This is a genomic window from Kitasatospora phosalacinea, assembly GCF_000716545.1.
GTDB classification, from domain to species: Bacteria; Actinomycetota; Actinomycetes; order Streptomycetales; family Streptomycetaceae; genus Kitasatospora; species Kitasatospora phosalacinea.
On record NZ_JNWZ01000015.1, the window covers coordinates 50,183 to 71,701 of the forward strand.

At 74.3% G+C, this 21,519-nt stretch carries 17 protein-coding genes; 8 read left to right on the forward strand and 9 right to left on the reverse strand.

Translation table 11 applies throughout. The features are described from left to right. Nucleotide 1: 1 nt before the first annotated feature. The 6 genes from yidC (at nt 2) to OO48_RS09590 (ending at nt 5,683) form a co-directional block, all read left to right on the forward strand. Nucleotides 2-1,171: a membrane protein insertase YidC gene (gene yidC / locus OO48_RS09565; protein WP_051731929.1), complete on the forward strand. Its 1,170-nt coding sequence runs from the start codon at nt 2-4 to the stop codon at nt 1,169-1,171. A 57-nt stretch (nt 1,172-1,228) separates the two neighbouring features. After that, the gene (locus tag OO48_RS09570; protein WP_033214184.1) at nt 1,229-1,750 is read left to right on the forward strand and encodes a Jag family protein; all 522 of its coding nucleotides are present in this window, start codon (nt 1,229-1,231) and stop codon (nt 1,748-1,750) included. A 139-nt stretch (nt 1,751-1,889) separates the two neighbouring features. Next, nucleotides 1,890-2,669, forward strand: coding sequence for a 16S rRNA (guanine(527)-N(7))-methyltransferase RsmG (gene rsmG, locus OO48_RS09575; protein ID WP_033214186.1), 780 nt, complete (start codon nt 1,890-1,892; stop codon nt 2,667-2,669). Between the two features lie 257 nt (nt 2,670-2,926). Next, entirely contained in the window at nt 2,927-3,892 is a 966-nt protein-coding gene (locus OO48_RS09580; protein WP_051731965.1) for a ParA family protein, read from the forward strand. Further along, nucleotides 3,889-4,947 carry a ParB/RepB/Spo0J family partition protein gene (locus OO48_RS09585; protein ID WP_033214188.1) on the forward strand — a complete coding sequence of 353 codons (1,059 nt, stop codon included), beginning with the start codon at nt 3,889-3,891 and terminating at the stop codon, nt 4,945-4,947. The genes OO48_RS09580 and OO48_RS09585 overlap by 4 nt, the downstream gene beginning before the upstream one ends. Nucleotides 4,948-5,065: 118 nt before the next feature. Beyond that, on the forward strand, nt 5,066-5,683 hold the full coding sequence (locus OO48_RS09590; protein ID WP_033214190.1) for a GNAT family N-acetyltransferase: 618 nt from the start codon (nt 5,066-5,068) through the stop codon (nt 5,681-5,683). Between the two features lie 252 nt (nt 5,684-5,935). Here the strand turns inward: OO48_RS09590 and trxA are convergent, their stop codons facing one another. The 7 genes from trxA to OO48_RS09625 form a co-directional block, all read right to left on the reverse strand. After that, complete coding sequence (trxA, locus tag OO48_RS09595) at nt 5,936-6,262, reverse strand: thioredoxin (RefSeq protein ID WP_033214191.1); 327 nt, start codon at nt 6,260-6,262, stop codon at nt 5,936-5,938. A gap of 95 nt (nt 6,263-6,357) precedes the next feature. Continuing rightward, nucleotides 6,358-7,326, reverse strand: a complete 969-nt coding sequence (trxB, locus tag OO48_RS09600) for a thioredoxin-disulfide reductase (RefSeq protein ID WP_033214193.1) — start codon at nt 7,324-7,326, stop codon at nt 6,358-6,360. Nucleotides 7,327-7,479: 153 nt separating this feature from the next. Further along, complete coding sequence (locus tag OO48_RS34995; protein ID WP_051731930.1) at nt 7,480-8,400, reverse strand: anti-sigma factor family protein; 921 nt, start codon at nt 8,398-8,400, stop codon at nt 7,480-7,482. Beyond that, nucleotides 8,397-9,200, reverse strand: coding sequence for an RNA polymerase sigma factor SigM (gene sigM, locus OO48_RS09610; protein ID WP_081952012.1), 804 nt, complete (start codon nt 9,198-9,200; stop codon nt 8,397-8,399). Before sigM ends, OO48_RS34995 begins: the two co-directional genes overlap by 4 nt. Before the next feature lie 116 nt (nt 9,201-9,316). After that, nucleotides 9,317-11,548, reverse strand: a complete 2,232-nt coding sequence (locus OO48_RS09615) for a protein kinase family protein (RefSeq protein WP_051731931.1) — start codon at nt 11,546-11,548, stop codon at nt 9,317-9,319. 288 nt (nt 11,549-11,836) lie between these two features. Continuing rightward, nucleotides 11,837-14,350, reverse strand: a complete 2,514-nt coding sequence (gene murJ, locus OO48_RS09620; protein WP_033214195.1) for a murein biosynthesis integral membrane protein MurJ — start codon at nt 14,348-14,350, stop codon at nt 11,837-11,839. A gap of 50 nt (nt 14,351-14,400) precedes the next feature. Further along, the gene (locus OO48_RS09625) at nt 14,401-16,734 is read right to left on the reverse strand and encodes a DUF6049 family protein (RefSeq protein ID WP_051731932.1); all 2,334 of its coding nucleotides are present in this window, start codon (nt 16,732-16,734) and stop codon (nt 14,401-14,403) included. A 286-nt stretch (nt 16,735-17,020) separates the two neighbouring features. Here OO48_RS09625 and OO48_RS09630 point away from each other — a divergent pair, with 286 nt between their 5' ends. Beyond that, nucleotides 17,021-18,457 (forward strand): CCA tRNA nucleotidyltransferase, encoded by a 1,437-nt coding sequence (locus OO48_RS09630; protein WP_033214434.1) that lies wholly within the window; start codon nt 17,021-17,023, stop codon nt 18,455-18,457. A gap of 7 nt (nt 18,458-18,464) precedes the next feature. Here OO48_RS09630 and OO48_RS39190 read toward each other — a convergent pair whose 3' ends face one another. Continuing rightward, nucleotides 18,465-19,175 (reverse strand): LppU/SCO3897 family protein, encoded by a 711-nt coding sequence (locus OO48_RS39190; RefSeq protein ID WP_051731933.1) that lies wholly within the window; start codon nt 19,173-19,175, stop codon nt 18,465-18,467. A gap of 62 nt (nt 19,176-19,237) precedes the next feature. Further along, nucleotides 19,238-20,539 (reverse strand): MFS transporter, encoded by a 1,302-nt coding sequence (locus tag OO48_RS09640; protein ID WP_081952015.1) that lies wholly within the window; start codon nt 20,537-20,539, stop codon nt 19,238-19,240. A 164-nt stretch (nt 20,540-20,703) separates the two neighbouring features. Here OO48_RS09640 and OO48_RS39645 point away from each other — a divergent pair, with 164 nt between their 5' ends. Next, a complete protein-coding gene (locus tag OO48_RS39645) occupies nt 20,704-21,474 on the forward strand; it encodes a peptidoglycan-binding domain-containing protein (RefSeq protein ID WP_033214197.1) in 771 nt (256 codons plus the stop codon). Nucleotides 21,475-21,519 lie beyond the last annotated feature (45 nt).

Here is a 21,519-nt window from a genome sequence, read left to right on the forward strand (position 1 = left end):
GGTGACCTTCGGTTTTCTGAGTCCCCTCTACACAGCGGTGTCCTGGATCATCGTCCAGTTCCACTCGCTGTTCAGCCACGTCTTCGACCCCGACGGCGGCCTGGCGTGGGGGCTGTCCATCGTGATGATGGTGGTCGTCATCCGGATCTGCCTGATCCCGCTCTTCGTGAAGCAGATCAAGGCGACCCGGGCCATGCAGGCGATCCAGCCGAAGATGAAGGCCATCCAGGAGCGCTACAAGAACGACAAGCAGCGCCAGTCCGAAGAGATGATGAAGCTGTACAAGGAGGCGGGCACCAACCCGTTCTCCTCGTGCCTTCCGATCCTCGTGCAGGCGCCGTTCTTCACCGCCCTCTACGGCGTGCTGGCCTCGATCGCCAACGACAAGACGATCGGCGTCATCGACCAGCCGCTGCTGGCGAGCGCCAAGCAGGCGCACATCTTCGGCGCCCCGCTGTCGGCCAAGTTCGTCGGCGCGGACAGCGTCCACATCCAGATCGTCTGCGCGGTCATGATCGTGCTGATGTCGCTGTCGCAGTTCGTCACCCAGCGCCAGCTGATGACCAAGAACGTCGACCTCTCGGTCAAGACGCCGTTCATGCAGCAGCAGAAGATGCTGATGTACGTCTTCCCGATCATGTTCGCCGTGATGGGCATCAACTTCCCGGTCGGTGTGCTGGTCTACTGGCTCACCACCAACGTCTGGTCGATGGGCCAGCAGCTGGTCGTCATCCGCAACAACCCGACGCCGGGCAGCCGGGCGTGGGACGAGCGCCAGGCGCGGTTGAAGAAGGCGGGCCGGATCAACCCGGACGGTTCGATCCAGAAGGCCGGTCTGGCGGCCATGCTCTCCGGCTCCAAGAACCCCAAGGGCGCGGAGGCCGACGCCCAGGCGGCGGTCGCGGAGAGCGTGCAGGTGCGCCGCCAGCAGCCGCGCAAGCAGAGCAAGGCGCAGCGGCAGGCGTCCACCACCCACCAGGCGCAGGCCGCGGAGCCGGCGGAGGGCACGCAGGCCGCGGACGAGACTCCGGCCGCGCCGGCCCCGGCCGCTCCGTCCGGCACCGGGAAGCCCGGTGCGAAGCCGGGCGGGTCGAAGCCGGGGGCCCAGCCGGGCCAGCGCCAGCAGCCCCGGCGCGGTGGCCAGGCCGGCCCGCGGCCGAAGAAGAAGTAGTCCCTCACCCTCGTTCTCGGCCCCACCCGAGGGCCTCGTTTCCGAAGGAGTCCACCTGTGACGGATGGCACCACCTCCGCCGTCGACACCGCGCCGGCCGGTGAGAGCGTCCTCTCGCGTCTGGAGCACGAGGGTGACATCGCCGCCGACTACCTGGAGGGTCTGCTGGACATCGCGGACCTGGACGGCGACATCGACATGGACGTCGAGGGGGACCGGGCGCTGGTCTCCATCGTCAGTGAGGGCGACGACCGGACGCTGCAGCGGCTGGTGGGCCAGGACGGCGAGGTGCTGGAGGCGCTCCAGGAGCTGACCCGGCTGGCCGTGCACCGGGAGACCGGCGAGCGCAGCCGCCTGATGCTGGACGTCGCGGGCTTCCGGGCGCGCAAGCGGGCCGAGCTGGCGGAGCTGGGCGCGGAGGCGTCCGAGCGGGTCAAGAGCACCGGCGAGCAGGTCAAGCTGCGGCCGATGACCCCGTTCGAGCGCAAGGTGGTGCACGACGCGGTGGCTGCCGCGGGTCTGCGCAGCGAGTCGGAGGGCGAGGAGCCCCAGCGGTGCGTGGTCGTGCTGCCGGCTTGACGCCGGTGGTGCTGCCGTTCCGGTGTCCGACCCCGCCCGCCTCGCGCGGGCGGGGTCGTCGCTTCTACGGCGGAGTGGTGTTTCACGTGGAACAGTGCTGGTACGGCGGGTGGATTCGACGGTGAGCGGAGAGGCAGAGATGGACAGGGACGGCACGGAGCCCGAGGCGCCGTTGGAGGGGCCGGGTCAGACGCCGGAGGCGGCGGGGCGGATCTTCGGTGATCGGCTGCCGCAGGCCGTGCGCTACACCGAGCTGCTGGCGACCGCCGGGGTGCAGCGCGGGCTGATCGGCCCGCGCGAGGTGCCCCGGCTGTGGGACCGGCACGTGCTCAACTGCGCGGTGCTGGCCGAGTTGCTGCCCGCCGGGGTCTCGCTGTGCGACGTCGGCTCGGGCGCCGGCCTGCCCGGCATCCCGGTGGCGCTGGCCCGGCCGGACGTGTCGGTGACCCTGCTGGAGCCGCTGCTGCGGCGCACCACCTTCCTGGAGGAGGTGGTCCGCGAACTCGGCCTGGAGAACGTCACCGTGCTGCGCGGCCGGGCCGAGGAGACGGTCGGCAAGCTGGCGGTGGACGTGGTGACCGCCCGCGCGGTCGCCCCGCTGGACCGACTGGCCGGCTGGGGCATGCCGCTGCTGCGCCCGTACGGGCAGATGCTGGCGCTGAAGGGTGACACCGCCGAGCAGGAGCTGACGGACTCGCGGGCGGCGCTGACCCGGCTGGGTGCGGTGAAGTGGTCGGTGATCGGCGTCGGCGAGGGCGTGCTGGTGACCCCGACCCGGGTGGTGCGGGTGGAGGCGGGGGAGAGCCCCGGCGGCGTGAGGGCGGCCACCCGGCGGGCCCGGGCGGCCCGGGCGGGTCGCGGCGGGGGTAAGGGCGGCGAGGGTGCGGGTCGGCGCGGCGGCAGCCGCGGGCGGCGCTGAGCCCTTCGCGCTGGTGTTCGGGGCGGGTGGCCGGTGGGCCGCCCGCCCCGTTCCGTTCGGGCGGGACCCGGAGTGTCGGGCCCACGGATCCCGACATTCCGGGCATGGTGTTCCACGTGAAACGTCGCTTCCTGCTCTCCGGCGTACTTGATCAAGGACTCAATCGGGCCCCGGACCGTCACCCGGACGTGACTGTCGCGGCCCCGGTTTCACGTGAAACACTGACCCCCATGCAGGAGTCGGAGATCGTCGATCAGGTGGATGACACCCCCGTCGCCCGGGCCGCGCACACCGTCGCTCCGGCCACCGGGAACGCCGGGGAGGCGCTGCCCCGGCCCGCCGCGACCCGGGTCATGGTGGTCGCCAACCAGAAGGGCGGGGTGGGCAAGACCACCACCACCGTCAACCTGGCCGCCGGTCTGGCCATGCACGGCCTGCGGGTGCTGGTCATCGACCTCGACCCGCAGGGCAACGCCTCGACCGCGCTCGGCATCGACCACCACGCCGAGGTGCCGTCGATCTACGACGTGCTGGTCGAGGGCAAGCCGCTGGCCGACGTGGTGCAGCCGGTGGTCGACGTGGAGGGGCTGTTCTGCTGCCCGGCCACCATCGACCTGGCGGGCGCCGAGATCGAGCTGGTCTCGCTGGTCGCCCGGGAGAGCCGGCTGCAGCGCGCCATCGCCGCCTACGAGCAGCCGCTCGACTACGTGCTGATCGACTGTCCGCCCTCGCTGGGGCTGCTGACCGTCAACGCGATGGTGGCCGGCCAGGAGGTGCTGATCCCGATCCAGTGCGAGTACTACGCGCTGGAGGGCCTCGGCCAGCTGCTGCGCAACGTGGAGCTGGTGCGGGCGCACCTGAACCCGTCGCTGCACGTCTCGACCATCCTGCTGACCATGTACGACGCCCGGACCAGGCTGGCCGCGCAGGTCGCCGAGGAGGTGCGGACGCACTTCGAGAAGGAGGTGCTGAACACCGCCATCCCGCGGTCGGTGCGCATCTCCGAGGCCCCCAGTTACGGGCAGACCGTGCTGACCTACGACCCGGGCTCCACCGGCGCGCTCTCCTACCTGGAGGCGGCGCGCGAGTTGGCGCTGCGGGCCGAGGTCGCCAAGTCGACGGTCGGGCGGCACCGGGCGGGCGCGGCGGTCGTTCCGCCGCAGAGCGGCGGGGAGACGTCCGCGCCGACGGCACAGCACAGTTCGATGGAGGGCAAGCGGTGAGTGGCACGCGCAGGGGTCTGGGCAGGGGACTGGGGGCGCTGATCCCGGCGACCCAGCCGGCGGCCGCCGGGGGAGCTCCGGCCGAGCCGGCCGGGCCCGTCGCGGCGGCGCCGTCGGTGCCGACCGACCGCGGCACGGTGGCCGCCAAGGCCGCCGCCGAGAGCCTGCGGGAGCTGGCGGGCGACCAGCGCCGCAGCGTCCTGGAGGCGGCCCTGGCCCCGGTGAACGGGGCCCGGTTCGCCGAGCTGCCGCTGGAGTCGATCCGCCCCAACCCGCGTCAGCCGCGCGAGGTGTTCGACGAGGTGAAGCTCGCCGAACTGGTCGCCTCGATCAAGGAGGTCGGCCTGCTCCAGCCCGTGGTGGTCCGTCAGACCGGGCCCGACAGCTACGAGCTGATCATGGGCGAGCGCCGCTGGCGGGCCTCCCGGGAGGCCGGCCTCGACGTCATCCCGGCGATCGTGCGGGCCACCGACGACGACAAGCTGCTGCTGGACGCGCTGCTGGAGAACCTGCACCGGGCCGAGCTGAACGCGCTGGAGGAGGCCGCGGCGTACGACCAGCTGCTGCGCGACTTCGGCTGCACGCACGACGAGTTGGCGGACCGGGTGGGCAAGTCCCGGCCGCACGTCTCCAACACGCTGCGCCTGATGAAGCTGCCGGTGTCGGTGCAGCTGAAGGTGGCGGCGGGGGAGGTCACCGCCGGGCACGCCAAGGCGATCCTGATGGTGCCGGACGCCGAGCGGCAGGAGAAGCTGGCCGCTCGGGTGGTGGCCGAACTGCTCTCGGTGCGGGCCACCGAGGAGATCGCCAAGCTGATGGCCGGCGTCGAGCCGAAGCGGCGCGCCCCGCGCGCCGAGCCGCTGCCCACTCCGGCCTTCGACGAGCTGGCCGGGCGCCTCTCGGACCGCTTCGAGACCAGGGTCAAGGTCGAGGTCTCGCAGCGCGACGGCAAGCTCGGCAAGGGCAAGGTGGTACTGGAGTTCGGTTCGGTCGAGGACCTGAACCGGATCCTGGACAGTCTGGCCCCGGGGGAGCGGGGTCTGCCGCTGTCCTGACCCGGAGACCTCGGGCAGCGAGCCAACGGGTGCGTGTTTCACGTGGAACGTGCACCCGTTCCGTCGGGCGGAGCAGACTGGGTCCGGAGGGTTTCCGCCTGGAGGAGGAGGTGCGGGCGTGGGACGGAGGGTCGTTCCGCTGACGCTGGACAACCTCTCTGATGTGCCGAACACCTGCCGCTCCTGCGTCTTCTGGGAGCTCGACCCGGTCAGCGGGCGGGACGCGCAGGACGCAGGCAAGGGGGAGTTGGAGAAGGAGGGGTGGATCTCCGCGGTGCTGCTGGAGTGGGGATCCTGCGGCCGGGTCGCCTACGTGGACGACCGCCCGGCCGGGTTCGTGCTCTACGCCCCGCCCGCGTACGTACCGCGCGGGCAGTCCTTCCCGACCAGCCCGATCTCGCCGGACGCGGTGCAGCTGATGGTGTCCCGGGTGCTGCCGGGCTTCCAGGGGCAGGGCCTGGGACGGGTGTTGGTGCAGTCGGTGGCCAAGGACCTGGTCCGGCGCGGCTTCCGGGCGATCGAGGCGTTCGGCGCCCAGGGGCGGGAGGTGCCGAGCTGCGTGCTGCCCGCCGACCACCTGCTGGCGGTGGGCTTCAAGACCGTCCGGCCGCACCACAGGTACCCGCGGCTGCGCCTGGAGGCGCGCACCACGCTCTCCTGGAAGGGTGACGTGGAGGGCGCGTTGGAGCGGCTGCTCGGCGGCCGGCGCCAGGAACCGGCGCTGCGGCCGCTCTGAGGGAGCGATCCTCCGCCCCGGGGCGGTCCGCGCGGGCGGGCGGTCTCCGCGCTGAGGGCTTCTCAGCGAAGCCGCCGGAGCACCGGGGGCGCCGCCGCCCGGAGGCCGCCGCGCTCTCGGGGCTTCCTGGCGAAGCCCTCCCGACGGGGCCTCGGACGGATCGGCCCCGGACGCACCCGCCCCGGACGGCTCCGGGAACGCCGCGGCGGCCCGGACGGTGGTGCCGTCCGGGCCGCCGCGGCGTGGTCGGGCCTACAGGTACTCGGCGAGCTCGCGCAGCAGGGCGGCCTTCGGGCGGGCGCCGGTGATGGTCTTCACCAGCTCACCGCCCTTGTAGACGTTGAGCGTCGGGATGGAGATCACGTTGTACGCCGCAGCGGTCTCCTGGTTGGCGTCCACGTCGAGCTTGACCACGGTCAGCTTGTCGGCGTGCTCGGCCGCGATGTCCTCCAGGACCGGGGCGACCTGGCGGCACGGGCCGCACCAGGTGGCCCAGAAGTCGACGAGGACGGGCTTGTCGCTCTTGAGCACCTCGGCGTCGAAGGTGGCGTCGGTTACTTCCTTGGTGGCGCCGGCCACGGGAACTCCTTGGGGTCGGAGGAGAGGTACGTCAGTGATAACAACGGCGGGGGCGGATCTGTTTCTGCTCCCGCCCGGACGGGCCTGGCGGGGCGTCAGACCGCGACGACGGCGGCCGGGGCCTCGTCGGCGTCGGCCAGCGCGGCCAGGTACCGCTCGGCGTCCAGCGCGGCGGAGCAGCCGGTGCCGGCGGCGGTGATGGCCTGGCGGTAGGTGTGGTCCACCACGTCGCCGGCGGCGAAGACGCCGGGGAGGTTGGTGCGGGTGGAGGGGGCCTCCACCTTGAGGTAGCCCTCGGCGTCCAGGTCGAGCTGGCCCTTGAACAGCTCGGTGCGCGGGTCGTGGCCGATCGCGATGAACAGGCCGGTGACGGGCAGCTCGCGCAGGTCTCCGGTGTTGGTGTCGCGCAGGGTCACGCCGGAGAGCTTCGGGTCTCCGTGGATCTCCTCGACCGCGCTGTCCCAGGCGAAGGTGATCTTCGGGTCGGCGAAGGCACGCTCCTGCATCGCCTTGGAGGCGCGCAGCGAGTTGCGGCGGTGGACGACCGTGACGCTGCGGGCGAAGCGGGACAGGAAGGTGGCCTCCTCCAGGGCGGTGTCGCCGCCGCCGACCACCGCGATGTCCTGGTCGCGGAAGAAGAAGCCGTCGCAGGTCGCGCACCAGGAGACGCCGCGGCCGGAGAGCTTGTCCTCGTTCGGGAGGCCGAGCTTGCGGTGCTGCGAGCCGGTCGCGACGATCACGGCGCGGGCGCGGTGCACGGTGCCCTCGGAGTCGGTGACGGTCTTGACGTCGCCCGTGAGGTCGACGGCGACGACGTCGTCCGGGACCAGCTCGGCGCCGAAGCGCTCGGCCTGGGCGCGCATGTTGTCCATCAGCTCGGGGCCCATGATGCCGTCGCGGTAGCCCGGGAAGTTCTCCACCTCGGTGGTGTTCATCAGGGCGCCGCCGGCCGTGACCGCACCCTCGAACACCAGCGGCTTCAGGGAGGCGCGCGCGGTGTACAACGCAGCGGTGTACCCGGACGGGCCGGAACCGATGATGATCACGTTACGGACGTCGCTCACTGCTTCTCCTGGTTCGCCTGGCGTCCCGCTCGCGCGGGGGAGGGCGGTCTGCTCCGCCGCCCCGGACAACGACTCACCAGTCTCCCGCATTCCCAGGCCCGACCGCACCCACCGCCCGCACTCCGGGCGCGGTGGGCCGGACCGGGCGAGGAATCAGGGGGCCGGGACGGCGCTGTGCAGCAGGATCGTCGAACCGGGGCAGTCCGGGGTGGCCAGGTAGACGTCCAGCGGGCCGTCACCGCCCGGCGGCCGGAACACCAGGGCCAGCACCGGGCGGCCCTGGTAGCGGCCGGGACCGGTGGCGGCCGGCTGCTCGCCGGGGTGCCCGGCGGCGTCCAGGACGCAGGACGGGACCGCCGCCGCCCCGTCCGGGGAGGCCGGGCCGATCTGCTGCGGGGACCCCCGGCGGATCAGCTGCCCCGCCTGGGCCGGGAGTTGGGCGGCGGTGAAGTCCGGTCCGCCGTCGTCCGCGCCGCCGCCCGGAGCGACCTGCCGGGGAGCGGAGGAGTCGCCGCCGGTGCTCTTGGCGCCCCGGGAGCCGTCGGCGGCCACCGTGTCGGGGGCGGGCCCGGCGGCCGCGCTGCCCGCCGCCCCGTCGGAGTCGCGGTCGAGCAGCGAGCCCCCCAGCCCCCCGGCGAGCGCCACCAGCGCGACGGCCGCGGTGGCGAGCAGCAGCCGTCCGCCGCGCCGCCGCGGTGGACGGCCGGGGCCGGTGCCGCTGGACGGGGCGCCCGCCGGGGCGCCGGTGCGGCGCGGGACGGCCGGCGCCGGGGCCGGTGCGCGGGTCGGCCCGGGGGCCGGGGGAGCGGCGGTCGGCCCGGTCTCCGCGCGGGCGGCGGACTCGGCGGCCAGCGCGGCCGCCAACCGGTCCGCGACGTCCTGCGGCATGGCGGGCGCGGGGGCGTCGGCGAGCAGCTCCGGGAGGCCGCGCAGGGCGGCGAAGTCCCCGGCGCAGGCCGGGCAGGTGGTCAGGTGGGCGTGCAGGGGTGCGGCCTGCTCGGGCGGCAGCAGGTCCTCGGCGAGGTCGGCGAGGGCATCCAGGTCGGGGTGGCCGGAAGGCGGGTGCGGCGTCATCGCGGGGTCGCATCTCCTTCCAGCGCGGGCGAGGGATCCGTGGGTGGGACGGGGGAGGGCGGGTTCGGGTTCCCGCCCCGGGGCGGGGGCGGGGCGGCTCCGCCGGGTGCCGGTCCGGTTCCACGTGGAACGGCGGCGGGACGGGCGGCCGCGGACGTTCCACGTGGAACGGGGACCGCGCCGTCCGGTGTTCCACGTGGAACGGCGGGCGGCTCGGTTTCACGTGGAACGGAGCCGGGGCCGAGGTGGCGCAGCAGCGGCAGCAGCCGGGCCCGGCCGCGGGCGCAGCGGCTCTTCACGGTGCCGACCGGGACGCCGAGCACCTCGGCGGCCTCGGCCACCGGGTAGCCCTGCATGTCGACCAGCACCAGCGCGGCCCGCTGCTCGGCGGGCAGTGCGGCCAGCGCGTCGGCCACCTCGCGGCGGGTCTCGGCCCGCACCGCGTGGTGCTCCGCGTCCTCGGCGGGGCCGAGCGCGCGCTCCGCGGTGCCCTCCGGGCGCTGGTCGAGCGATTCGGCCCGGCGGACCGCGCGGCGGCGGGCCCGGTCGAGGCAGGCGTTGACCACGATCCGGTGCAGCCAGGTGGTGACCGCCGAGCGGCCCTGGAACCCGGCGGCGGCCCGGAACGCGGAGACCAGGGCGTCCTGCAGGGCGTCGGCGGCCTCCTCGCGGTCGCCGAGGGTGCGCACCGCGACCGCCCACAGGCGGTCCCGGTGGCGGTGCACCAGCAACCCGAAGGCGTCCGGGTCACCCGCTGCGTGCCGGGCGAGCAGTTCGGCGTCGGTGGGCTCCTCGGCCATCCGCCCCCTCCTTGCGGTTCGGCCGTCCGCTCCGGCGGCCCTGGGTCACATCGTTGGGGATGCGCCGGAGCGGATCAAGGGGTGCCGGGGAGGGAGTGCGGGCGGGGAGTGCGGGGCTAGCTGTTGACCTGGACCTCGGCGACCCGGCCGCGGAAGCCGCCGTCCTCGTTGGCCGGGACGTTGGTCAGCCAGAGCAGCAGGTACCGGGTGGTGAGCGGGCCGTCCGGCTTGAGGGTGACCTTGGCGCCGGAGCCGGACGCGATCGAGGCGCCGAAGCCGTGGAAGCCGGACTCGTCGGAGCTCGGCGCGGCGGTGGTGCCGGCGGGCGCGGCCTTCAGCTCGACCTTGGTGTCGCCGATGAACTGGACGTCCACCGAGCCGACCTGGCGGGCCGAGCCGAGGTCGATCAGCAGGCCGGTGCCGGGCCGGTAGGCGCCGAACTGGTCGTTGTAGCGCTGGGTGCTCCAGGCGGTGGCCGGGTTGCCGTCGGTGGCGTTCGGCAGCTCGCTGAAGTGCTCGCTCTTGTTGTCGCCGAACGCGTTGAACGGCGAGAGCGTGGCGATGGTGAGCTTCTCGCCGGTGGCGGCGGACGCCGAGCCGCTCGGCGCGGGCGCCGGGGTGCTCTGGCTGCTGTCGGACTTGCCCTGGTGGGCGTTGACGTACTGGGCCAGCTGCCAGGAGCCGATCGCCACCGCGGAGAGCGCCACCAGCGAGGCGGTCCACTTCAGCAGACGGCGCAGCCCGCGGCGGCGCGGCGCGGGGGCCCGGCCCGGCCCGGGTGCCGGTACGGGCGCGGGCTCCGTGCGCGGGATCGCCTGGGTCGGCGCGTTGCTCGCGTAGCGCGGCCGGGCGGCGGGCAGGGCGCGCAGCACGGGCGGGGCGGGCTGCTCGGGCTGCCGGATCTTCGGCATCCGGTCGATCGCCGCGGCCAGCTCGGCGGGGCTGGTGATCGGCTCCTTGTGGTTCGGGGGCTGCTCGCACAGGATGCGCGCGGCGAGCTCGGCCAGGCCCTTGTGGACGCCCGCCCGGACCTGGTCCGGGGGGACGCAGCCGAGGCCCTTGGGCAGGCCCTGGAGGTCGTAGCGGTCCTCCGGGTAGGGCCAGCGGTGGGTGAGCGCCGCGTACAGCAGCGCGCCGATCGCCCGGACGTCGGTCAGCTCGGCGTCCTCGGCGGGCAGGCCGCGCAGCGCCGCGTCCACCGCGATGCCGTTGATCCGGTACTGGCCGCCGTCGGTGCGCAGCACGCACTTGGGGGTGAGCCGCAGGTGCGCCTGGCCGCGCTCGTGGGCGGCGGCGATGGCGTCGGTGACCTGGCGGACCATCTGGTACGCGTCGTACGGCTCCATCGGGCCGTTCGCCAGCAGCTCGCCGAGGTCGTGGGCGCCGGGCAGCCACTCGCGGATGACGTAGACCAGCTCGCCCTCCTGCACCGCGTCCAGCACCTGGACGAAGCGCGGGTCGCCGAGCAGGGCGGCGCTGCGGGCGGCGGTGAGCACCGACTTGGCCCGGCGGTGGCCGGCCGCGAGCAGGTGGACGCCGACGGCGCGGCGGAGCTTCTCGTCCACGGCGCGCCAGCTGCTGAAGGTCTCCGACGAGGAGATGCACTCCTCCAGCCGGTAGCGGGCGCCGATCTTGTCGCCGCTGTGCCGCTGCGGGGCGGGCAGCACGGTCGGCAGGGTGGCGGTGTCGGCGTCCAGGGTCTCGGTGCTGGTGGGCGGGGCGGGCTCGGACGGTTCGACCGGCGGCAGCGGACGGCGCACCCCGCGGCTGCGGGAGGGGCGGTCGGGGCGGGCGCCCTGGGCGGCCAGCTCGGCGTCGATCTCCTGGGCGGAGAGCGGGGCGGTGGCCTCGGGGGGCAGGCCCTGAGCGCCGGCCCCGGCGGCGTCCGGTCCCGGGGCCGCAGGGGCCGCGGGGGCGGCCGGAGCCGCGGGGGCGGCCGGGGACGTCGGCGGGGCCTCGGGACCGCTCCCGGCGGCGGGCGCGGGTGCGGGCGCGGCGGCGCCCTTCGGGCGCGCCGGGCGCAGCGGGGTGGTCTTCGGGTCCGCCTTGGCGGTGCCCTTGCCGTTGCCCCGGGCGGCGCCCTTCGCCCCGTTCCTGGCTCCGCCCTTGGGCGCGGCCTTCGTGGAGCCGTTCGCGGTGACGGTCTTCGCCGCACCGTTCGCGGACCCGTTCGGGGAGCCCTTCGCCGGGCCCTTGGCGGCCCGGTCGAGGTCGGACCCGTGGTCGGAGCCCCGGTCGGACCCGTGGTCGGAGCCGGCCTCGCGCTCCGTGCCCGTCGCAGGCGCGGCCTCGGTCGCCGCCCCGTCCGTCTCGGACGTGTCGACGATCGCCTTGGTGCCGTCAGCCACCGTGGTCCTGCCTCCCCTTGTGTCGCCCCGGTCCATCCCAGGACGGTCGACGTCCCCGTCGCCGGGGCGGTCGGCCGTGCAGGGTCAATTGTGCCCACTTCCGGACGCCAGGTACGACCTCTGGGGGTGGCGGTAGGTTGCCCGGTTGCCCACATCCGGCGGAACAGCAGACGAATGGGCCGGAACCGGGGGTGTTCCCCGACTCCGGCCCAGGAGAAGCGTACTGAGGTTCCGACGGTTCGCCCTCGTCCGGGTTGACGTCACGTCAATCCGCCGCCCGCGGGTCGTTCAGCGGCCGAGCCTCCTGCGGACCATTCCGGTGAGTGCGCCCAGTTCCTCGATGCGCATCTTGCGCGCCAGCACCAGGAACACCGCGAGCTGCGCGCCGCCCGCGACCAGCAGGGTCAGCACGTTGCCGGTCCAGCCGTCCAGCACCTGCAGGGCGAGCAGCTCCAGGGCCAGGCCGACGGCGGCGGCGGGCAGCGAGGCGATGGCCAGCCGGACGTACGTCTTGGTGATCCGGGCGGTGTCCAGGCCGCCGACCTTCGCCTTCAGCTTGGGCACCGCGACGGACACGCCGACCGCGTAGGACAGGCCGTAACCCAGCGCCATGCCGGTGACCGCCCACTGCGCCGGCAGCACCAGCCAGCACAGCACCGCGGTGGCGGCCTGGGTGAGCGCCACCCAGACGGTGTTGGAGAACGGCGTGCGGGTGTCCTCGTACGCGTAGAAGCCGCGCAGCAGCACGTACTGCACCGAGTACGGGACCAGGCCGAGGGCGAACGCGGAGAGCATGTAGCCGATCGCGGTGGTGCCGTGGGCGACCGCGCCGCCGTTGCCCAGGCCGTAGATCGAGGAGCCGATCACCGGCCCCAGCGACAGGAACAGGAACGCGGCCGGGACGATCGCCACCGCCGAGGTGCGCAGGCCGTAGGAGAGGTCGTCGCGCACGGCGCCGGAGTCCTGGTCGGCGGCGGCCCGGGAGAGCCGGGGGAGCACCGCGCTCATCACCGAGACGGTGATCACCGCCATCGGCAGCTGCCAGATCAGCAGCGCGTTGGAGTACGCGGCCAGGCCGACGCCGAGGTGGCCGTCCTGCTCGGCGGCCTTGCCGGAGGCGGTGGCCAGCTGGGTGACCACCAGGAAGCCGACCTGGTTGGCCAGCACGAACAGGAAGGTCCACTTGGCGAGCCGGGCGGCCTTGCCCAGACCGTGGCCGCGCCAGTCGAACCGGGGCCGGAACGAGAAGCCCGCCGCCCGCAGGTACGGGATCATCGCCAGCGCCTGCACGGCCAGGCCCAGCGCGGTGCCGATGCCGAGCAGCCGGACGCCCTCCGGGGAGATCGACTGCGGGGTGACCTCGGTGTGCTGGAAGGTGCCGTACACCGCGATGTACATCACGAAGGTGAAGATCACCACGACGTTGTTCAGGACCGGCGTCCACATCATCGCGCCGAACCGGCCGCGGGCGTTGAGGATCTGGCCCATCACCACGTGCACGCCCATGAAGAAGATGGTCGGCAGGCAGTACCTGGCCAGCGCCACCGTGGTGTCGGCGCTCGCCCGGTCGCGCATCAGCGCGTGCGAGATCAGCTGCACCAGCACCGGCGCGGCCAGCACCGCCACGAACACCACGCCCGCCAGGCCGGTCACCACCAGGGTGAGCAGCCGGTTCGCGTAGGCGGTGCCGCCGTCCTCGTCGTTCTTCATGCTGCGCACCAGCTGCGGCACGAACACCGCGTTCAGCGCGCCGCCGCCGATCAGGATGTACAGCAGGGTGGGCAGGGTGTTGGCGGCGTTGTACGAGTCGCCCATCGAGGCCACGCCGATCGCGGCGGCGATCACCATGGTGCGCAGGAAGCCGGTGCCCCGGGAGACCAGGGTGCCGGCGGCCATCACGGCGCTGGAGTTCAGCAGCCCGGCGACCCTGGCCGCGCCGCCACCGCCACCGCCACCGCCACCACCACCGCCGCTGCCGCTGCCGCTGTCGGGGACGGTCTCGGTGTCGGTGTCGGTGCCCGTGTCCGCTCCGGACGCGGGGACGGGCGCCGGCGGGCCGGTGGTCAGGGCGGCGGCCGCGTTGGCCTCCAGCACGGCCGCGTCGGCCCGCATCACCGCCTCCTCCTCGGACAGCGGCGGGTCGAACTCGATCGGCGGCACGTACGGGTGCGGACGGGGCCCGGGCTCCTCGTTCCCGTCCCCGGCCCGGTCCCCGGGGGCCTCAGGGTCCTCGGAAGCCTCGGAAGTCCCGGGGTCTTCGGCGGCGGTCGTCGACAGCAGGGCGTCCACCCCGACGTAGTCGTCCACGGGCTCGGGCTCGGTCGGGACCTCCCAGCGGGGCGGCCCGGCAGCCTTCTCCGTCCCGGCCCCGGCGGCGCCCCCCGCCTCCCGGGACGGCTCCCGCTCGGGCCCCTCCCGCTCCGGCGCCTCGGCGGGTGCCCCGGCAAGTGCCTCGGCCTCCGCCTCGGCCTCCGCCGCGACCTCGGCGGCGATCGTCGCCCAGCGCGGGGCCGGGGCGGTCAGCCGCAGGGTGGGCTCGGTCGCGCGGCCGGGCTGGCCGGGCACCGCGGCCGACCCCTCCGGGGTGTCCGTCTCGTCCGGTCCCGCGCCCGGCAGGTCGATCGCGCCGTACGGGTCCGCGCTGCCGAACGCCCCGGCGGCGTAGGGGTCGTGGGCGTAGGTGTCGGCGACGTACCAGTCGGCGGCCGGTTCCGCGGGGGCGGCGGACCGGGGGCCGCCCGCGTTCTCCTGGGGCCGGCCGCCGCCCTGGTCCTGGGTTGCTCGATCGCTCCGCTCGTTCATGCCACCAATCCACGTCAGAGAGGGGATGGGCGCCCGGGGGGTGGGGCGGCCTAGTGATCCACCTTCTCATCACCGGAGACCCGATCGGTGTCATCCACCGCGGACGAGGGGTCCGCGTCGGACGGCCGCCCGGCGTCCGGTCCGGCCGCGCCGTCGACCGGACGGTCCGGGTCCTCGTCCACCTCGCCGGCCGCCCGGCGCTTCTTGCGCTGCAGGTAGAACCGGACCCCGGCGAGGACCATCAGCACGGTGCCGCCGGCGATCACGTACATCACGCCGCTGGCCACCGAGGTGACGTCCACGGTGAACTCCATCGCCTCGCCGTAGGGCCGGGCGTTCGGGCCGGTGGTCCACAGCTGCGCGGTGACCCGGACCGGGCCGTTGACCTGCGCCTCGACCGGGAAGCGGAGCGAGGAGTTGGTGCCGGCGTCCAGTACCACCGACTGGATGGGGTAGTCGATCCGCAGCCGGTTCGCCTGGGTGGAGGTGACCCGCAGCTCCAGGTTGCCGACCGTCTGGGACAGCCCGTTCTTCACGCTGACCAGCATCGTCGCGTTGTCGCCGGGCAGGGTCACCACGGTCTTCTGGACCACCCGGACGGCGGACTTCAGGTTGTCCAGGTAGGTGCGCACCCCGAGCCGGTACTCGGCGCCGTCCTTCGGCCGGTCGCGCCACTCGGTGGACATCGAGCGCACCATCGCGGCGCTGAACGACTCGCGCACCCGCTCCGGCCGGGTGAGGACCATCATCAGCTGGTCCACGCCGTCCTGGAGCTGCATGGTCGCCGACAGCTCGGCGGTGGGCAGCTCGCCGCCCTTCGCCCCGGCCGGGTACGACTCCGGGACGGAGGTGTTCGCGGCCTTGTCCGGGGCCATGCCGGCGACCTTCTCCAGCGTCGCCGGGGCCAGCCAGCCGCCCTTCGCGGCCTCCTGCACCGAGTCGTGCAGCGTCTGCGCGGTGCCGACGGCCAGCGTGCGGGGCGGCAGCACCAGCAGGCCGCGCGGGTGCTCCGGCTCCTGCTGGGCGATGGCCAGCGTCTCGGCCAGGAAGTGCTGCTCGGTCAGGGTGCGCCGGCTGCCGGTGCCCAGGTCCTGCTGGAACATCGCGGCGAGCGCCGAGTCGGAGACCACCGCGGTCTGCCCGTTGCCGATCGGACGGGCCGCCCCCGGCGTGTAGGACAGCCGGTCGGACTCCGGCAGCGACGCGCCGTCGACCAGCAGCAGCCGCCCGCCCGCCGTGCCCGCCACCGCCGCGGTGCGCTGGTCCAGCACGCCCAGGTACGGCCAGGCCACGTCCGACCTGGCGTCCACCGAGAGCCTGGCCTCGGTGGTGATCTGGCCGGCCGTCACCGCCTTGCGCAGCGCGGTGTCCATGCCGTTCAACCCCGCGCCGTTGTGCGCGATCGACGCCAGGTCGGGGTCGGCGTACGGCAGCGACACCACCTCGTTGCCCGGGGCGGTCAGCGCCTCGCGCAGCTGCGACAGCCAGGCCGTCGCCGCTTCGCGCCCGGTGCCCGGGACGGTGTTGTCCTCGCTCGCGGACTCACCGGAGGTGCCCGGCTTCTGCACCCGGTACGACTTGGTCATCGCGAACACGGTGTCCAGCAGGTTCGGGTCGATCGCCCAGGTCAGCCCCTGCATGGTGGAGCCGATCCGGACCAGCTGGTTCAGCCGCCCGTCACCGGTCAGCTCGGCGGCCAGGCTGTCGTCGCGCAGCACCGGGGTCTGGTTGGTGTCCGGCATGGTCTGGGCGACCAGCACCGGCGCGTGGGTCAGCGGCCAGACCACCGCCAGCTGCGAGGGCTGGGCTGTGTCCCGGCCCTGGTACGGCAGGTAGGTCCGGGCGATGCCCAGCGGGTGGGACTGCTCGTCCCCGGTGCTGCCCCAGACGTCCACCGCCAGCTCGTACGGGCCGGTGTCCCTGACCTTCAGCGCGGACACCTTCACCGCCAGGGTGAAGTCCCGGCTCTGCCCCGGCTCCAGGTCGCCGACCTCGTCGACCGGGTCGTCCAGCGCCAGGCCGTCCAGGGTGCTCGGGGTGGTCCGCGCCTCGGCCATCGCGATCTCGTTGCGGGTCTTCATCGGCCGGGCCTGCGGCTGGCGCACCTTCACGGTCGGCGACTTGAGCCTCGCCGAACCGGAGTTGACCACCTTGCCGGTGATCGTCACGGTGTCGTTCTCGTGCGCGACCTGCGGCGCGACGGTGTCGATCTCCACCACGGCCGGGTAGTCCGGCGCGGCGGCCGGGGCGGCGGCCGCCGGAGCGGCGCACAGGACACCGACCAGCCCGCTCGCGAGCAGCGCGGCGGACCCCCTGGCCAGCAGGCCCGTCCACCGTCCGCGGCGCGCCGCCACCGCCGCGCTCCGCCCGGTCCGCTCGTCCACGCGCGTCCTCGCCGTTCCCGATCGTCTCGATCACTCCACGCACCGCCGCGACCGCCCCGGCCGGGCGGTCCTCGGCCGAGGAGCGTCCATCCGGCATGGTAACGATGCCGTCCGGCCCGCGGTGCCGCGGCCCGGGGACTGTCGGACCGGCCCGGAAACCGCCGGACCGGGGCCTGCCGCGGGAAACGGGAGGGCGGCGGAGCGGGCCGGGCACGTACCCTTGTGAGCCGTGTCCACTGCCAATGCGTCCAGCGCCAATCATTCCAGCTCCGCCGACCGGGTCGCCCTGCCGGGGCTGACCGAGGCGCAGACCCTCGGCCTCCAGGAGTTGCTGCGGGTCTCCCCGGTCGCCGACGAGATCGCCCGCCGTTTCCAGGAGGCCGGCCACCGGCTGTCGCTGGTCGGCGGATCGGTCCGGGACGCCCTGCTCGGCCGGCTCGGCAACGACCTCGACTTCACCACCGACGCCCGCCCGCAGCAGATCCTCAAGCTGGTCAAGGGCTGGGCCGACGCGGTCTGGGACGTGGGCATCGCGTTCGGCACCGTCGGTGCCCGCAAGGACACCCCGGAGGGCTCGTTCCTGATCGAGATCACCACCTACCGCAGCGAGGCGTACGACCGCAGCTCGCGCAAGCCCGAGGTCAGCTACGGCGACTCGATCGAGCAGGACCTGGTGCGCCGCGACTTCACCGTCAACGCGATGGCCGTCGACCTGCCCGGGCGCGGCTTCGTCGACCCGCACCGCGGCCTGGACGACCTGGAGGCCCGGGTGCTGCGCACCCCCGCCACCCCCGAGGAGTCCTTCTCCGACGACCCGCTGCGGATGATGCGCGCCGCCCGGTTCGCCGCCCAGCTGGACTTCGACCCGGCGCCCGAGGTGGTCGCCGCGATGACCGCGATGGCCGAGCGGATCACCATCGTCTCCGCCGAGCGCGTCCAGGCCGAGCTGAACAAGCTGCTGCTGGCCGAGCACCCGGTCAAGGGCCTGCGCCTGCTGGTCGACACCGGTCTGGCCGACCACGTGCTGCCCGAGCTCCCGGCGCTGCGGCTGGAGAGCGACGAGCACCACCGGCACAAGGACGTCTACGAGCACTCGCTGACCGTCCTGGAACAGGCCGTCGCGCTGGAGACCGAGGGCCCCGACCTGGTGCTGCGCCTCGCCGCGCTGCTGCACGACATCGGCAAGCCGCGCACCCGCCGCTTCGAGTCCGACGGCCGGGTCTCCTTCCACCACCACGAGGTGGTCGGCGCCAAGATGACCCGCAAGCGGATGCGCGAGCTCAAGTACTCCAACGAGCTGGTCAACGAGGTGTCCCGGCTGGTCGAGCTGCACCTGCGCTTCCACGGCTACGGCGGCGGCGAGTGGACCGACTCCGCGGTGCGCCGCTACGTCACCGACGCCGGCCCGCTGCTGTCCCGGCTGCACAAGCTGACCCGCTCCGACTGCACCACCCGCAACAAGCGCAAGGCCGCCGCGCTGGCCCGCACCTACGACTCGCTGGAGGAGCGGATCACCGCGCTCCAGGCGCGGGAGGAGCTGGACGCGGTCCGGCCCGCGCTGGACGGCAACGAGATCATGGAGCTGCTCGGCCTGCGCCCCGGCCCCGCGGTCGGCCGGGCCTACCGGCACCTGCTCGAACTGCGCCTGGAGCACGGCCCGATGGAGCACGAGGAGGCGGTCGCCGCCCTGCGCGCCTGGTGGGCGGAGCAGCCGCAGGACTGACGCCCGCTCAGCCCTTGCTGTGGGACGGCGCGGGCGCGGCGGCCGCCGGGGCCAGGCACAGCCGGTAGCGGTAGGTCCGCTTCTTCGACCGGTACTGGCCGTCGTGGGGCGTCGTCCCCGGGTGGTCCTTGCTGCAGTTGGTCGTCGGGGTGCCCCTCCCGGTCTCGCGGTACTGCACCTTCCAGGCGGCGTCCGACGCGCCGCAGGACACCTCCTTGTGCTTGGTGTTCAGGCAGTCCCCGATGCTCGGGCCCTTGTCGCCGGCGCCGAACAGCGAGCCGAGCCACCACAGGCCGCCGACGACCACGCCGATCAGCCCCAGGCCGATCGCGGCCCCGCGGACCTTCGCGCCGGTGCCGAGCCGCTTGCCCGGCGTCTTCGGCGGTTCCTGCCCCCAGGCGGGCAACTGCCCTCCCCCGGCGGGCGGTTGGCCGTAGGCGGGCTGCTGCCCGTACGGCTGCTGCGGCGGCTGCCCGTACGCCGGGGGCTGCTGCTGGCCGTAGCCGGGGGCCGGGGGCTGCTGGCCGTACGCGGGCGGCTGGGCGTAACCGGACGGGGGCTGCTGGCCGTACGCCGGGGGCTGCTGCCCGTAGGCGGGCGGCTGCGGCTGGGCGTGACCGGACGGGCCGCCGTACGCCGGCGGCTGCTGGCCGGGCTGGCCGGGCTGGCCGTACGGGTTGGGCTGGCCGTAGGGCCCGGGCGGCGGCGGTGTGCTCATGTGATCCCCCTGGCGGCGGTTGGGTTGCCGTGCGCCCACGTACCCTAGCGGCCGACCCGCCCTCAGGGGCGGCGAGACGCCCGGAAGTACAGCACCGCCCCGGCCGCGTACAACACCGACAGGCCCGCCACCACCGGCACGGAGCGGCCGTCCAGCGGCAGGACCAGCGCGGTGGCGGCGGCCGCGGCGACGTACGAGACGTTCATCAGGACGTCGTAGAGCGCGAACACCCGGCCCCGGTACTCGTCCTCCACCGACTCCTGCACCAGCGTGTCGGTGCAGATCTTGGTGCCCTGGGTGACCACGCCCAGCAGCAGCGCCGCGGCCATCGCCGGGGCCTCCCGGAAGGTCAGGCCGAGCGCCGGGACGAACACCGCGGCCCCGGCCAGGCAGAGCGTCATCCAGCCGTGCAGGCCGAGCTTCCGGGTGGCCCACGGGCTGACCGCCGCGGCCAGGAAGAAGCCCACCGCGGACATGCCGACCGCCAGGCCCAGCGTGGCCAGCCCGCCGTCCACGTCCTCGGCCCGGTTGAAGGTGTACCGGCACAGCATCAGCACCACCACGGTCAGCACGCCGTAGCAGAACCTGGCCAGGCTCACCGCGGCCAGCGCGCGCACCGCCGGGCGGCACTCCCGCAGCAGGTGTCGCAGACCGGCCAGCAGGTCGTTCCAGGCGATCGCCAACGCCTTTCGCAGCGGCGGGAGTTCGCGGTGCAGGTCGGGGCCCAGCTCGTTCGGTGCGATCGGCCGCACGGCCAGCGCGGCGGTCAGGTACAGCAGCGCGGACAGCGCCACCGTCAGGGCGTTCGCGACCGAGGCGGACACCAGCAGGCTCACCCCGAGACCGAGGCCGCCGCCGACGGTCGCCGCGATCGTGCCCAGGGTCGGCGACACCGCGTTGGCGGTGACCAGCGCGGACGGCTCCACCACCCGGGGCAGCGACGCCGACAGGCCGGCCAGGACGAACCGGTTGATCCCCATCACCAGCAGCGCCGCCGTGTAGAACACCCAGTGCGGCACCCCGCCCAGCAGCAGCAGCGCGGTCAGCAGGCAGAGCGCGCAGCGGACCAGGTTGCCGGTCAGCAGCACCTGCCGCCGCCGCCAGCGGTCCAGCAGCACGCCGGTGAACGGGCCGATCACCGAGAACGGCAGCGTCACCACCGCCAGCGCGGCGGCGATCTCGGCGGGGGAGGACTGCTTGTCCGGGGCGAAGAGCGCGTAGGCGGCCAGCGAGGCCTGGAACACCCCGTCCGACAGCTGGGAGAGCAGCCGGACGGTCAGCAGGCGCCGGAAGCCGGGGCCGCGCAGCAGCCCGAACAGTAGGCCGAGCAGAGTGGCCTCCCGCGGGGGCCGTTCGGTGATCACCCGCCAAGGGTGCCACGAGCCCGATCCCGTTTCACGTGAAACATCCGTGGAATTCGGGCGGTCGAACGCCCCCCGCGCGCTCCCGCACCACCGATGTCCCCGCCGTCGCAGGCTCGTTGGGCACCCAGGGAGGGAAGAACCACCTCGGACAACGGGAGGCTCCCATGCGGGACGAGTTCACCGCCCTGTTGCTCGGCGAGGTCGGCCGCCACGAAGGCCGCGACCCCGACGGCACCTGGAACAACCACCAGCGATACAGCACCGAGACCCCCGGCCTCGAATGGTCCGACGGCCAACCCTGGTGCGCCACCTTCGAAGCCTGGGCCGCCCACCGGGCCGGCATGGACGGCCTCTGGCCGATGACCGCTTCCTGCCTCGCCGCCGTCGCCTGGTGGCGCGACCACGGCCGCTGGAGCGACTACCCCGTCCTCGGCGGCCCCTTCTACCTCGGCCCGGACGGCGGCACCCACACCGGCGTCGTCGTCGCCTACGACGCCGACGCCATCGAGACCGTGGAGGGAAACACCAACGCGGGCGGCTCCGCCGAGGGCGACGGGGTCTACCGCAAGTCCCGGCCGCGGCGCGGGCCCGGCTCGCCGTACGGGTACGGGGTGCCGGCCTTCCCGGAGGGGACGGTGTCGGCGGACCCGGCGCTCGGGGGAGTGCCGGCCGCGCGGACGGCGGGGCAGGCGACCGAGCCGCCGGCCGGGCCACCGCGCTGGCCGGGGCGGTACCTGCGGGTGCGGACGCCGATGCTGCACGGGGACGACGTGCTGACGTGGCAGCGGCGGATGGCCGCCCGGGGCTGGTCGATCACCGCGGACGGCTGGTACGGGCCGGCCTCCGCCCAGGTCTGCCGGGCCTTCCAGCAGCGCCACGGGCTCACCGCGGACGGCGTGGTCGGTCCGGCCACCTGGAACGCCGCCTGGGCCTGAGCACGCCGGAGGGCCGCCCCGCACGAGACGGGACGGCCCTCCGGA